Here is a 12,404-nt window from a genome sequence, read left to right on the forward strand (position 1 = left end):
CCCTTAGGGGATGCGGCCCGCGGCCAGTACCACCCTTGCCAGCTCGGGGTGGCAGATGTCGCTGTGGGCTCCCGCCGGGGGGCCGCCTGAGCGGACCACCGATTCCGCGTTCACGCTCACACAGCCGGAGTCCGGTACTCCGTCCCGCAGCGCCTCCGCCAGGGTGAGTTCGGTGCAGGGGGCCACCGACTGGATGCCGTCGTGGCCGATCGCCCACCAGCGGCGGTCGAGCTCCAGCAGGCCCCGGTAGTCTCCGGCGAGCTTCGACGCCAGGGGGTAGATCACCCCGAGGGCGGTGTCGAAGCGCGAGTAGCAGGAGACCACCGGGCCGTCGACCCGTCGGTGGAGCGCCGCGAGCGCGCCCGACCCGTCGAGCCCGGACGGCAGCCGCTCGGCGAACGCGTAGTGCGAGAAGGCCCCTTCGAGCAGGGTCACCGATTTGACGTTCCGTGCCCCCTCCGGCAGGCCCTTCAGTGCGAACGCGACCAGCCGTCCGCCCTGGCTGTGCCCGACCAGATGGACCCGCATCGCGGGTCTGGTCCGGGCGAGCTCGCCGAGCAGCGGCCCGAGCCCGAGCTGGCCGACCTTGCCCGACCGGCGCTTCATCTCGTAGTACGTGGTCTGCCGCAGCACCTCCTTGGCGCCGTCCCACAGGTGCTTGAGCGACTTGCCGAGCGAGAACGAGGGGCCGGGCGGGCCCGGTTCGACCCGCATGCCGGTGTCGGACAGGGCGAGCGTGAACTCCCGGCACAGCCCGAGCGTGTCGTCCGTGAGGAGCGCCGCCCCGTCCGCGCCGTCGTCCACGGTGTCGGCGGCGAAACCAGACGATTCCGCGTCATCCGCCACCAACTCCCGGGCGAGGAGCCCGAATTGGCGGAATGCCTCCTCCGAGTCCGGCTGTTCGTCGAGCAGCCGGGCCAGCGCGTCGACGGTCACCCCGTGCTCGGGGAACGCCCGCTTGAGCGCGTCCACGGTCGCCGCGTCCAGGCCCGCGCCCGGCTCCGCGGCCAGGGCGGTGTGCGGGAAGTTCGGGATCTGCTCGTCGGCGAAGCGGATGGAGGGCCACACGATGCCCGCGTACCCGAGGCGCACCTGCGCCCCGGCCGGGCCCGCCTCGGCCAGCAGGCCGGGGAAAGGAGCGAAGAAGCGGCGGTACAGGGCCGTCGCGACCGACGGGGTGTTGTTCCAGCCGTGCGAGAACATCACCAGATCGGTGACGTCCAGATCCGCGAGGGCCGCGCGCTCCGCCGGAGAGGCGTCGCCGTCCGCGTCGAAGGTGATCTCCCGATATGGCTCGACTCCGATGTCCGGCATGGCGCTGCCCTCCGGTCCGTTCGCTGACGATGGGACGAGGCTGAGGCCTCACATCGTCCCGCCCGACCGGAGGGCTGACCATACGCAGGACAGAGGAGAAAGGGGTGAAATCGGGGAGGTCAGAGCCGGTGTGCCGCCGTCACCCGGTGGAGGTGCACCAGTACGTCGAACGAGGGTCCGAGCCGCACCTGGTCGGTCTCCTGGGGCCAGGAGTTGCCGATGGACCGCGTCGGCCGGAAAGTGCCCAGCCAGTCCTTGGCCGGGTTCGCCACCTTGCGCAGATCGAGGTAGTAGTCACGCGGCGAGACCCGTTCGAGGACCTCCTCGTTGCTGCCCGGCTCGGGCGGCCCGACGGTGAACTCGCGGATCGGCTCGGCCGGGTCGTTCAGGTCGAGGGCGTTGAACGAGCCCTGCCCGAAGGTGAACCCGATGTTCATGTACGCGGAGCCGACCGCCTCCCGGATGAAGGCGCCCTGCACCTTCGGGTACTCGGCGCTGAGCGTCGGGGCGTACCCGACATGGCCGTTGTGCGCGGAGAGCAGCATCTTGTGCCCGGTGTGGCGCTGCCACCACACCGTGTTCTCGGCCATCACCCGGTCCCGGTAGAGCCGCGACTCGCGCAGCTGGCCGTCGTCGAAGAAGTCGAACGCCCACATGGCGCCGGTCTGCGCGATGGTGCGCGCGTACTGGAGGATCCAGGCGTGCTCGGCCCGGTCGGGGCCGGGCCGCTGGGCCGCGAGCAGTTCATACGCGCGGCGCACCTCGTCGGCCTGCCGCCTGCGCTCGGCGAGCGGGCGCTTGAGCGTGCCGTTCATGGTGTCGCCGACGCCCGCGGTGGGCCGCGAGTCCTTGTAGAGGGCGGTGAGCCGGGGCAGCAGCGCGGGGTAGCGCTTCGCGGTGTACGCGGTCACCTTGTCGAAGAGCCGCGGGCCCGCGTAGCCCATGTCGTCGCCCATGAACTGGACCTTGCGGTCGTGGTGCAGGTTGTAGCCGCGCATCCAGCGGATCAGGTCCAGGTACTCCCGGGTCTGCCACATCGCGTACGAGCTCTGGAACTCCTCGCGCACGATCCGCTCGGGGTCGCCCTCGCCGCGCAGCACGTAGTCGTTGACGCGCATCCCCGAGGACCAGGCCGTCTCCAGGGCGAAGGTGGTGAAGCCCTTCTTCTCGACGAGGTACTGGAACACGCGCTGCTTGGTCGCGAAGAACTCGTGCGAGTTGTGCGTCGCCTCGCCGAGGCCCACGATGTCCGCCGAGCCGACCATGCGGCCGAGCGGCCGCAGGCCGTCGAGGGGCTGGGCCGACCGTGCCAACTGCCGTTCCGGAGTGTGGGGTTCGGCTGCCCGGGCCGCCGGGGCGGCCGCCGTGAACACGCCGAGCGTCAGACCCAGCAGCAGGAGTAAGGCCTGGCGCAGACGGTGGTGGGTGTCGTGGAACAGATGCATGGCCCCAGCCTGTCGGCCGGGCGGGGGCCGGGCCCATCCCGCCAGCCACCGTCCGCCCCGGGGGTTTCCCCCCGGCCGCTCACCGGTACAGCAGATACCGCGCCCGGGTCGCGCGGAACGCCGTGAGCCCGGTCCGCCAGGCGCCCACCACCTCGTCGGTGCCCGCGCCCGCGTCGATCAGGGTGCGGACCGCCGCCGACCCGGTGAGCTTGTCGATCCAGTGGTCCGGCCGCCACGCGAAGCCGCTCCACGCCTTCTTCGCCGTCACCAGGAGCGCGACGCCGGTGCGCACCGGGTCGTACGACTCGCGGTCGTGGACGTGGAGCTGGACGCCGCCGACCGTCTTTCCCTGGAACTTGGAGAAGGCAGGCGTGAAGTACGCCTCGCGGAAGCGGACCCCCGGCAGCTCCAGGGCGTTCACGGCGGCCGCCCAGCGCCCGTCGATCCCCTCGGCGCCGAGCAGCTCGAACGGCCGGGTGGTGCCGCGCCCCTCGGAGAGGTTGGTGCCCTCGAACATGCAGGTGCCCGCGTAGACGAGCGCGGTGTCGGGGGTCGGCATGTTGGGGCTCGGCGGGACCCAGGGCAGCCCCGTGGAGTCGTAGAAGCCGTCCCGCCGCCAGCCCCTCATCCGTACGGTCTCCACCCGTACGCGCCCGCCCAGGAACTCGGCGTCGAAGAGCCCCGCCAGCTCGCCCACCGTCATCCCGTGCGCCTGCGCGATCGGCTCGCGCCCGACGAAGGTCGCGAACGCCTTGTCGAGCACGGGCCCGCTCGCCGCCCGCCCGGTCACCGGGTTCGGCCGGTCCAGGACGACGAACCGCTTCCCGGCGAGCGCGGCCGCCTCCATGCAGTCGTAGAGCGTCCAGATGTACGTGTAGAAGCGCGCGCCCACGTCCTGGATGTCGAAGACGACCGTGTCCACGCCCGACGCGGTGAACACGGCGGCGAGCGCCTGTCCGCTCACGCCGTACGTGTCGTACACCGGAAGCCCGGTCGCCGGGTCGTCGTAGCGGCCCTCGGAGCCGCCCGCCTGCGCCGTGCCCCGGAAGCCGTGCTCGGGGCCGAACACCGCGACCAGGTTCACGCGCGGGTCGGCGTGCATGACGTCCACGACGTGCCGGACGTCCGCCGTCACCCCGGTCGGGTTGGTGACCACGCCGACCTCGCGGCCCGCCAGCGCCCGGTAGCCGTCGGCGGCCAGCCGGTCGAAGCCGGTGTGCACGCGCTTGGGGAGGTGGTGGGCGTGGGCGGGGGTTGCTCCCGCGACCGCCGCGCCCGCCACAGCTGTCCCCGTCCCCGCCAGCAGGCCCCGTCTGGACAGGCTCATCGGCGTACCTCCAAGGCCGCTCGCGGTGTCATGCCCACGCACGCTAGCGCGCGGGCGCGCGGCGGGGAACGAGCCGCACGGGACGGTTCGCGACGGCCCCTTCCGTCCGTACATACCGACTGGTTAGTCTGCACATCAGTCGGCATGTGGAGAGGCGGATTCTCGATGGGTTCGGTCCAGGGCGTCCAGGGCGCGGCAGTGGTGGTCACCGGGGCGGGCGGCGGCATCGGCGCCGCGCTCGCGCGCAGATTCGCGGCGGAGGGCGCCCGGGTGGTCGTCAACGACCTCGACGAGGCCAAGGCCCGCAGGACCGCCGAGGAGATCGGCGCGATCGCCGTCCCCGGGGACGCCTCCGGCGTCGTCCCGCTCGCCCGCGAGGCGCTGGGCGGGACGATCGACGTCTACTGCGCCAACGCGGGCCTGGGCTCCGGCGGTTCGGAGGCCGCGCCCGAGGACGTCTGGGAGGCCGCCTGGGACGTCAACGTGATGGCCCACGTCCGCGCCGCCCGCGAGCTGCTGCCCGAGTGGCTGGAGCGCGGCGGCGGCCGGTTCGTGTCGACCGTGTCGGCGGCCGGGCTGCTCACCATGATCGGCGCGGCCCCGTACAGCGTCACCAAGCACGGCGCCCTCGCCTTCGCGGAGTGGCTCTCGCTCACCTACCGCCACCGGGGCGTGCGGGTCCACGCGATCTGCCCGCAGGGCGTGCGCACCGACATGCTGGCCGCCACCGGCTCGGCCGGGGACCTGGTGCTCGCGCCGACCGCGATCGAGCCGGCGGCCGTCGCCGACGCGCTGTTCGCGGCGATGGCCGAGGAGCGGTTCCTGGTGCTGCCGCACCCGGAGGTCGCCGGCTACTACGGCGCGCGGGCCGGCGATCCGGACCGCTGGCTCACCTCCATGAACCACCTCCAGCAGAAGTGGGAGGCGGGCGGCGCATGACCTCCCCGTACGCGGCCAAGCCCTGGCTCGGGCAGCTCACCGAGGCCCAGCGGGCACCCGTCAGCCCGCCCGCGAGCGTGGTGCACGCCTTCCGCGCCGCGGTCCTGCGCGCCCCCGACCGCACCGCGCTCGCCTACTTCGACGGGCGCCTCAGTTACCGCGAGACCGACGCGCTCTCCGACTCGGTGGCCGGCCACCTCGCGGCCCGGGGCGTCCAGCCCGGCGACCGGGTCGCGATCATGCTCCAGAACACCCCGCACTTCGTCATCGCGCTGCTGGGCGCCTGGAAGGCGGGCGCGACGGTCGTCCCGCTCAACCCGATGTACAAGTCGGCCGAGGTCGGGCACGTGCTCGGCGACTCCGAGGCCGCCGCGCTGATCTGCTCCGACCGGGCGTGGGAGGCGTATCTGCGGGACACCGCGGCCGCCTCGCCCGTCCGGATCGCGCTCACCGCCTGCGAGCTTGACCTGCAGAGCCGCGACGACGCGCGCGTGCTCGCCTTCGAGCGGCTGCCCCGCCCCGCCGACACCGACGACCTGCTGGCCGTCGCCCGGCAGGGCCTGCCCGCCCCGGGCGGACGCGAACCCGCCCCCGACGCCACGGCGTTGATCAGCTACACCTCGGGGACCAGCGGCACCCCCAAGGGCGCCATGAACACCCACGCGGGCATCACCTACAACGCCGAGCGCCAGCGCACCGGCCACCCGATAGCCGAGGGTGCGGGCTACTTCGCGCTGGCCCCGCTCTTCCACATCACCGGCATGGTCTGCCAGCTCGCCGCGTGCGTCGCCAACGCGGGCACCCTGATCCTCGCCTACCGCTTCCACCCCGGCGTGGTCCTCGACGCCTTCGCCGAGCACCGGCCCGCCTACACCGTGGGCCCCTCCACAGCCTTCATGGCGCTGGCGGCCGCACCCGGCGTCACCCGCGGGCACTTCGACTCCTTCCAGGTGATGTCCTCGGGCGGCGCGCCGGTGCCGCCCGCGCTGGTGGAGAAGTTCCGGGCGGCGTTCGGCCCGTATCTGCGCAACGGCTACGGGCTGACCGAGTGCACCGCCCCCTGCGCCTCGGTGCCGCCGGAGCGGGAGGCCCCGGTCGACCCGGTCTCGGGCACCCTCTCGGTCGGACTGCCCGGCCCCGAGACGGTCGTACGGATCGTCGACGAGGAGGGCGAGGAGGTGGCCCTGGGTGAGCAGGGCGAGATCGTGGTGCGCGGCCCGCAGGTCGTGCCCGGCTACTGGCGCCGCCCCGAGGCCACCGCCGAGACCTTCCCGGACGGCGAACTGCGCACCGGCGACATCGGGTTCATGGACCGGGACGGCTGGCTCTACGTCGTCGACCGCAAGAAGGACATGATCAACGCGTCCGGCTTCAAGGTGTGGCCGCGCGAGGTCGAGGACGTGCTCTACGGTCACCCGGCGGTGCGCGAGGCCGCCGTCGTCGGCGTCCCCGACCCGTACCGGGGCGAGAACGTCAAGGCCTACGTGAGCCTGCGCCCCGGCGCCGAGGCCACCCCCGGCGAGCTCTCCGCGTACTGCGAGGAGCGGCTGGCCGCGTACAAATATCCCCGGCAGGTCGAGGTACTCGCGGAGCTTCCCAAGACGGCGAGTGGGAAGATCCTCAGGCGGGAACTGCGTTCCCGCCACTAGAACGGCGCAAAAGCAACGGGTGGACCAGGAGAGAGGCGGCGACGGCATGGCCAGGACGACGGACGGGAGCGGCACCCCGGTCCCCCAGAGGCTGCTGGCCGCCGCCACCCGCCTCTTCGCCGAGAACGGGTACGACAGGACCTCGGTCCAGGAGATCGTCGAGGCGGCGGGCGTCACCAAGGGGGCGCTCTACCACTACTTCGGCTCCAAGGAGGACCTGCTCCAGGAGGTCTACGCGCGCGTGCTGCGCCTCCAGCAGGAGCGGCTCGACGCCTTCGCGGACGCGGACGCGCCCGTCGAGCGGCGGCTGCGCGACGCGGCCGCCGACGTGGTGGTCACCACCATCGAGAACCTCGACGACGCGGCCATCTTCTTCCGCTCGATGCACCACCTCAGCCCCGAGAAGAACAAGCAGGTACGGGTCGAGCGGCGCCGCTACCACGAGCGGTTCCGGGCCCTGATCGAAGAGGGCCAGGCGGCCGGGGTGTTCTCCACGGCCACCCCGGCGGACCTGGTGGTGGACTACCACTTCGGGTCGGTCCACCACCTGTCCACCTGGTACCGGCCGGACGGCCCGCTCACCCCGCAGCAGGTCGCCGACCACCTCGCCGACCTGCTGCTGCGGGCACTGCGCCCGTAGGACCTACAGGTACTTCTTCAGCTCCCGGCGGGCCAGCGAGCGCTGGTGGACCTCGTCCGGGCCGTCGGCGATGCGCAGGGTGCGCGCCGCCGCCCACAGCTCGGCGAGCGGGAAGTCCTGGCTCACCCCGCCCGCGCCGTGGACCTGGACGGCCCTGTCGATGATGTCGAGGACCGTCCGGGGCGTGGCGATCTTGATGGCCTGGATCTCGGTGTGGGCGCCGCGGTTGCCCACGGTGTCCATCAGCCAGGCGGTCTTCAGGACGAGCAGCCGCAGCTGCTCCACCGCCACGCGCGCGTCCGCGATCCACTCCTGCACCACGCCCTGCTGGGCGATCGGCTTGCCGAAGGCGGTACGCGCCACCGCGCGCCGGCACATCAGCTCGATGGCCCGCTCGGCCATGCCGATCAGCCGCATGCAGTGGTGGATCCGGCCGGGCCCGAGGCGGGCCTGGGCGATGGCGAAACCGCCGCCCTCCTCGCCCACCAGGTTCTCCACGGGCACCCGCGCCCCGTGGAAGACGACCTCGGCGTGGCCGCCGTGCGCGTGGTCCTCGTAGCCGTACACCTGCATGGCGCGGCGGACCTCGACGCCCGGGGTGTCGCGCGGCACCAGCACCATCGACTGCTGGCGGCGGGCGTCCTCGTTGTCCGGGTCGGTCTTGCCCATCACGATGAGGATCTTGCAGTCGGGGTTCATCGCGCCGGAGATGTACCACTTGCGGCCGGTGATGACGTACTCGTCGCCCTCCTTGGCGATCCGGGTCTCGATGTTGGTGGCGTCCGAGGAGGCCACCTCCGGCTCGGTCATCGCGAACGCGGAGCGGATCTCCCCGGCCAGCAGCGGCTCCAGCCACCGCTTCCGCTGCTCGTCCGAGCCGAACTGGGCGAGCACCCCCATGTTCCCGGTGTCCGGCGCCGCGCAGTTGAGGGCGGTGGGCGCCAGGTGCGGGGAGCGGCCGGTGATCTCGGCGAGCGGCGCGTACTGGAGGTTGGTGAGCCCGGCGCCGTGCTCGGCGTCCGGCAGGAAGAGGTTCCACAGGCCCTGGCTGCGGGCCTCGGCCTTCAGCTCCGCCACCACGGCGGGCGTGTCCCACGGCGACTTCAGCCGGAGGCGCTGCTCGTGCGCGGTGGTCTCGGCCGGGTAGACGTACTGCTCCATGAAGGTGAGCAGCTTGGCGCGCAGCTCTTGGGTCCGTGCGTCGAATGCGAAGTCCATGGCGGGAGTTCAGCCTTCCTGCGGTGACTGCGGTGACTGGAGGGTGGTGAGGCCGTGGTCGATGAAGACGGGCACCAGATCCCCGATGCGGTCGAAGCCCGCGCCGACGGTCTGGCCCAGGGTGTAGCGGTAGTGGATGCCCTCCAGGATCACGGCGAGCTTGAACCAGGCGAACGCCGTGTACCAGGAGATGGCCGAGGTGTCCCGGCCCGAGCGGGCGGCGTACCGCTCGATCAGCTCGGCGGGGGTGGGGTGTCCGGCGGCCCCGGCGGTGGTGGAGACCGGGGAGTCCTGCACCCTCAGCTCGGCGCTGTACATCACGAGCAGCCCCAGGTCGGTCAGCGGGTCGCCGAGGGTCGACATCTCCCAGTCGAGGACGGCCTTGATCTCGTCGTCGTCCCCGACGAGGACGTTGTCGAGCCGGTAGTCGCCGTGGATGACCGTGGGCGCGGGGGAGACGGGCAGCTCACGGCCGAGCGCCGCGTGCAGCTCGTCGATTCCGGCCAGCTCGCGGTTGCGGGAGGCGTCGAGCTGCTTGCCCCAGCGCCGCAACTGGCGGTCGAGGAAGCCCTCGGGGCGCCCGAAGTCCCCGAGGCCGACCGCCTCGGGGTCCACCGCGTGCAGCTCGACCAGCGTGTCCACCAGGCCGAGGATCGCGGCCCGGGTGCGCTCCGGACCCAGCGGAGCCAGCTGCTCCGCCGTGCGGTACGGGGTCCCGGCCACGTACTCCATCACGTAGAACGGCGCGCCGATGACCGACTCGTCCTCACACAGGAGCAGCGGCTCCGGCACCGGGACCGACGTCGGGTGCAGGGCGCTGATCACCCGGTGCTCGCGCTTCATGTCGTGCGCGGTGGCCAGGACATGACCCAGCGGCGGCCGTCGGACCACCCACTGGCCCGTCCCGTCGGTCACGATGTACGTGAGGTTCGACCGGCCGCCCTCGACGATCCGGGCACTGAGTGGTCCGCTGACGAGCCCCGGCCGCTCGCGGTCGAGATGGGCGCGCAGCCGCTCCGGATCGAGACCTGGCGGGACTGTGCTCATGACGGGCTACCTCCGGGAACGGCGATCGTGTCACGGACACGCTACCGACCAGTCGGTATGTCGTCCAGACGCTGCCGCTCCCGGATACGGCCCGCCGTGGGGGAGCGGGCCGTCAGTGGTCGTCCCAGTGGCCTTCGTGCTCGGCGTGCCGGTGCCCGTCGTGGACGTAGTCGAGATGGTCGCCGTGCTCCACGGACTGGTGCCCGCAGCCGACGCCGTGCTCGTGCGCGTGCCCGTCGTGGGCGACGTGCCCGGCGGGCTCGCACTCGTCCCAGTGGCCCGAGTGCTCGCGGTGCATGTGCCCGTCGTGGGCGTAGTCGGTGTGGTCGCCGTGCGGCACGGCCCGGTGCCCGCAGGCGGGGCCGTGCGCGTGCTCGTGGGTGGTGGGGTGTTCCTCGTGGCGTACGGTCATGGCGTTCACCCCTCAAGATCGCTCACTTCTCAGGCTAGTGCGCGGGGGGCGGCTCCGCTCGTGGGCGGGCGTTCAGACCAGCATCGCCACCGCGAACAGCGCCAGCGCCGCCACGCACGCCAGCGTCGCGACCGCCTCGCGGTGCCGCAGCACGCCGGGGCGGGCCGAGCGGGTCAGGGACTGGATGCGGCGGTGGGCCACGGCCAGGAAGCCCAGCCAGACCAGGCCGCTCAGGGCCACGGCGACCAGGCCGACGGCCGTCCTGCCGCCGTGCAGGGCCTGCTTGGCCGCGAGGACCGCCGCCACCGTGCAGGACAGCGTCGTACGGCGCCAGGCGAGCCGGGTCCGCTCGGGCTGGAGGCCGGGGTCCCGGTCGGACGCGCCCGTCACCCGGCCCAGCCGAAGACGACGACCACCACCATGACGACGGCGACCGCCGCCACCACCACGCTCAGCAGGGTGGGGAAGCGCGACACGGGCAGGTCCTCGCCGCGCCGCATCGCCCGCTCGCACCGCACCCAGTGGTTCACGGCCCGCAGCGCGCACAGCACCCCGGCCGCCAGCAGCGCCAGGGCGAGCCCGACCCGTACGCCCCAGCGCAGGTCCGGCAGGAACTGGTCGACCGCGAACCCGCCGCCGACCAGGGCGAGCGACGTCCGGATCCAGGCCAGGAACGTACGCTCGTTGGCGAGCGAGAACCGGTAGTCCGGCGTCTCGCCCTCCTCGCCGATGCGCTCGGGCGCGAACCACAGCCGCAGGGTCTGCGCGATGCTGATCACATTTGCACACTACCCGCAGTGGATCACCCGGCCCGGTGCGCGCGCAGCCGCCGGTACGCGTCGAGCCCGTCGGGCACCCACTCCCAGGTGTCGAGGCGCCGCTCGACCTCGGCCCGGGGCAGGAAGTCGTGCCAGGCGACCTCCTCGACCTGCGGCCGCACCGGCAGCGTGCAGCGCACCTCGTACACGGCCGACCACCACGTCTGCCGCCCGTCCGCCCCGCCCTCGTAGAGGAACTTGAACACCGGTACGGGCCGGGGCAGCCCGGCAACCCCGAGCTCCTCCTCGGCCTCGCGCAGCGCGGCGTCGTCGTAGCTCTCGCCCGCGCCGACGACACCGCCGACGAACATGTCGTACAGCGAGGGGAAGACCAGTTTGGTCGGGGTGCGCCGGTGGACGAAGATCCGGTCCTCGGCGTCCCGGGCGAGGACGAAGACGCAGCGGTGGCGCAGCCCCCGGGCGTACGCCTCGCCGCGCGGGGCCCGGCCGACGACGCGGTCGTGCTCGTCGACGATGTCGAGGATCTCGTCGGAGGGGGAGGGCGGAGATGAGCTCATGGGACTCATCCAACCACCGGCTGTTCTAGTGCGGCTGAAGGTCGCGGATCCGCTCCTTCGGCCCTATGCCGGACGGCATCGCCGGATGGAGCCCGAGCAGGACGATGCCGGTGACGATGGCGGCGAGTCCGCAGGCCTCCCAGGCGAGCGCTCCCGCGTCGGTACGGAGCCGGTCGCCCAGGAAGCCGACGCCGCAGGCGATCCCGGCGAGCGGCTGGGCGGCGGTGAGGGCGGGCAGCGACATCCGCAGCGGGGCGGTCTCGAAGGCGCTCTGGACGAGGATCAGGCCGGTCACGCCGAGCGCCAGCACGCCGTACGGCTGCCAGCCCGTCAGCAGGTGGGCGAAGCCGTCGGCCCTGAAGCGTTCGCCGCTGGCCCGGGTGAGGGCGTCCTGGAGGCCGTAGAGGAACCCGGCGGCGACGGCGAGGAGGGTGGGCCCGGCGCTGAGGCGGGACCGCTTGGCGTACACGGTGAGGACGAGCGCGATCCCGACGACGATCCCGACGATCAGCCAGTGCCGCAGGGGCCCGGCGACGTCGTTGCCGCCGCGGGGCTGGCCCGCCACCATGAAGGCGGTCACCCCGCCCGCGAGGAGGGTGAGCCCCGCCCAGCCCTGGCGGCCCAGGGACTGCTTGGTCTGCCAGCGGGACAGGGCCATGGCGAAGAAGAGGTTGGTGGCGAGGAGCGGCTCCACCTGGGAGACCTCGCCCTGGCCCAGCGCCAGCGCGCCGAGCACCATGCCCGCGACCATCAGCCCCATCCCGGCGAGCCAGCGGGGCACCCGGACGAGGTCGAGCAGCAGCCGCGGCGACAGGAAGTCGCTCAGCGGGGCGTGCTGGGCGGCGTTCTGCTGGAGCACGAACCCGAAGCCCAGACAGCAGGCCGCGCCCACGGCGAGAGCGAGGACGAGAACCGACACGTGGGATCCTTCAAGTGCGGCCGGGGGTTGCGAACTTGCTCGACGATAGCGCCCCGGGGGCCCTGACGCCTCCCGAGTACCCACTGGGCGCGGCCCAGCCCCCTTTCGGCCGAGGGCCGCGGGTCCCGTTCGTCCGCGGACCGTGGTGGGTTGCTCGC

General features: G+C 72.8%; 13 protein-coding genes. 3 read left to right on the forward strand and 10 right to left on the reverse strand.

Features of this window, described 5'->3' with window-relative positions; all coding sequences use genetic code 11:
• Positions 1–3 precede the first annotated feature (3 nt).
• From QIY60_RS23405 to QIY60_RS23415, 3 genes are all read right to left on the reverse strand, one after another.
• On the reverse strand, positions 4–1,314 hold the full coding sequence (locus tag QIY60_RS23405; RefSeq protein ID WP_283144175.1) for a serine-threonine protein kinase: 1,311 nt from the start codon (positions 1,312–1,314) through the stop codon (positions 4–6).
• 119 nt (positions 1,315–1,433) lie between these two features.
• On the reverse strand, positions 1,434–2,759 hold the full coding sequence (locus tag QIY60_RS23410) for an erythromycin esterase family protein (RefSeq protein WP_283144176.1): 1,326 nt from the start codon (positions 2,757–2,759) through the stop codon (positions 1,434–1,436).
• A 79-nt stretch (positions 2,760–2,838) separates the two neighbouring features.
• The gene (locus tag QIY60_RS23415) at positions 2,839–4,086 is read right to left on the reverse strand and encodes a DUF1343 domain-containing protein (protein WP_283144177.1); all 1,248 of its coding nucleotides are present in this window, start codon (positions 4,084–4,086) and stop codon (positions 2,839–2,841) included.
• A gap of 165 nt (positions 4,087–4,251) precedes the next feature.
• On the opposite strand from QIY60_RS23415, the gene QIY60_RS23420 reads away from it, so the two are divergent.
• From QIY60_RS23420 to QIY60_RS23430, 3 genes are read left to right on the forward strand one after another with little or no spacing between them, the layout of a single operon-like run.
• On the forward strand, positions 4,252–5,025 hold the full coding sequence (locus tag QIY60_RS23420; protein ID WP_283144178.1) for an SDR family NAD(P)-dependent oxidoreductase: 774 nt from the start codon (positions 4,252–4,254) through the stop codon (positions 5,023–5,025).
• On the forward strand, positions 5,022–6,674 hold the full coding sequence (locus QIY60_RS23425; protein WP_283144179.1) for an AMP-binding protein: 1,653 nt from the start codon (positions 5,022–5,024) through the stop codon (positions 6,672–6,674). Before QIY60_RS23420 ends, QIY60_RS23425 begins: the two co-directional genes overlap by 4 nt.
• Before the next feature lie 46 nt (positions 6,675–6,720).
• The gene (locus tag QIY60_RS23430; RefSeq protein ID WP_283146048.1) at positions 6,721–7,314 is read left to right on the forward strand and encodes a TetR/AcrR family transcriptional regulator; all 594 of its coding nucleotides are present in this window, start codon (positions 6,721–6,723) and stop codon (positions 7,312–7,314) included.
• Positions 7,315–7,317: 3 nt separating this feature from the next.
• Here the strand turns inward: QIY60_RS23430 and QIY60_RS23435 are convergent, their stop codons facing one another.
• The 7 genes from QIY60_RS23435 to QIY60_RS23465 form a co-directional block, all read right to left on the reverse strand.
• Positions 7,318–8,532, reverse strand: coding sequence for an acyl-CoA dehydrogenase family protein (locus QIY60_RS23435; RefSeq protein ID WP_283144180.1), 1,215 nt, complete (start codon positions 8,530–8,532; stop codon positions 7,318–7,320).
• Between the two features lie 9 nt (positions 8,533–8,541).
• Positions 8,542–9,579 carry a phosphotransferase family protein gene (locus QIY60_RS23440; RefSeq protein WP_283144181.1) on the reverse strand — a complete coding sequence of 346 codons (1,038 nt, stop codon included), beginning with the start codon at positions 9,577–9,579 and terminating at the stop codon, positions 8,542–8,544.
• A gap of 112 nt (positions 9,580–9,691) precedes the next feature.
• Positions 9,692–9,991: a hypothetical protein gene (locus tag QIY60_RS23445; RefSeq protein ID WP_283144182.1), complete on the reverse strand. Its 300-nt coding sequence runs from the start codon at positions 9,989–9,991 to the stop codon at positions 9,692–9,694.
• 72 nt (positions 9,992–10,063) lie between these two features.
• Positions 10,064–10,381, reverse strand: a complete 318-nt coding sequence (locus tag QIY60_RS23450) for a DUF202 domain-containing protein (protein WP_283144183.1) — start codon at positions 10,379–10,381, stop codon at positions 10,064–10,066.
• On the reverse strand, positions 10,378–10,770 hold the full coding sequence (locus QIY60_RS23455; RefSeq protein WP_283144184.1) for a DUF202 domain-containing protein: 393 nt from the start codon (positions 10,768–10,770) through the stop codon (positions 10,378–10,380). The genes QIY60_RS23450 and QIY60_RS23455 overlap by 4 nt, the downstream gene beginning before the upstream one ends.
• A gap of 23 nt (positions 10,771–10,793) precedes the next feature.
• Entirely contained in the window at positions 10,794–11,327 is a 534-nt protein-coding gene (locus QIY60_RS23460) for an NUDIX domain-containing protein (protein WP_283144185.1), read from the reverse strand.
• A gap of 25 nt (positions 11,328–11,352) precedes the next feature.
• Complete coding sequence (locus tag QIY60_RS23465; protein ID WP_283144186.1) at positions 11,353–12,246, reverse strand: DMT family transporter; 894 nt, start codon at positions 12,244–12,246, stop codon at positions 11,353–11,355.
• Between the last annotated feature and the right edge of the window lie 158 nt (positions 12,247–12,404).

This window comes from Streptomyces sp. BPTC-684, assembly GCF_030028635.1.
In the GTDB taxonomy this organism is placed as follows: domain Bacteria; phylum Actinomycetota; class Actinomycetes; order Streptomycetales; family Streptomycetaceae; genus Streptomyces; species Streptomyces noboritoensis.

Bases quoted from the DNA above. Each gene is read 5' to 3' on its own strand.
- QIY60_RS23440 (WP_283144181.1), bottom strand. From the start codon at position 9,579: ATGAGCACAGTCCCGCCAGGTCTCGATCCGGAGCGGCTGCGCGCCCAT.
- QIY60_RS23415 (WP_283144177.1), bottom strand. From the start codon at position 4,086: ATGAGCCTGTCCAGACGGGGCCTGCTGGCGGGGACGGGGACAGCTGTG.
- QIY60_RS23445 (WP_283144182.1), bottom strand. From the start codon at position 9,991: ATGACCGTACGCCACGAGGAACACCCCACCACCCACGAGCACGCGCAC.
- QIY60_RS23425 (WP_283144179.1), top strand. From the start codon at position 5,022: ATGACCTCCCCGTACGCGGCCAAGCCCTGGCTCGGGCAGCTCACCGAG.
- QIY60_RS23420 (WP_283144178.1), top strand. From the start codon at position 4,252: ATGGGTTCGGTCCAGGGCGTCCAGGGCGCGGCAGTGGTGGTCACCGGG.
- QIY60_RS23405 (WP_283144175.1), bottom strand. From the start codon at position 1,314: ATGCCGGACATCGGAGTCGAGCCATATCGGGAGATCACCTTCGACGCG.
- QIY60_RS23435 (WP_283144180.1), bottom strand. From the start codon at position 8,532: ATGGACTTCGCATTCGACGCACGGACCCAAGAGCTGCGCGCCAAGCTG.
- QIY60_RS23460 (WP_283144185.1), bottom strand. From the start codon at position 11,327: ATGAGCTCATCTCCGCCCTCCCCCTCCGACGAGATCCTCGACATCGTC.
- QIY60_RS23430 (WP_283146048.1), top strand. From the start codon at position 6,721: ATGGCCAGGACGACGGACGGGAGCGGCACCCCGGTCCCCCAGAGGCTG.
- QIY60_RS23410 (WP_283144176.1), bottom strand. From the start codon at position 2,759: ATGCATCTGTTCCACGACACCCACCACCGTCTGCGCCAGGCCTTACTC.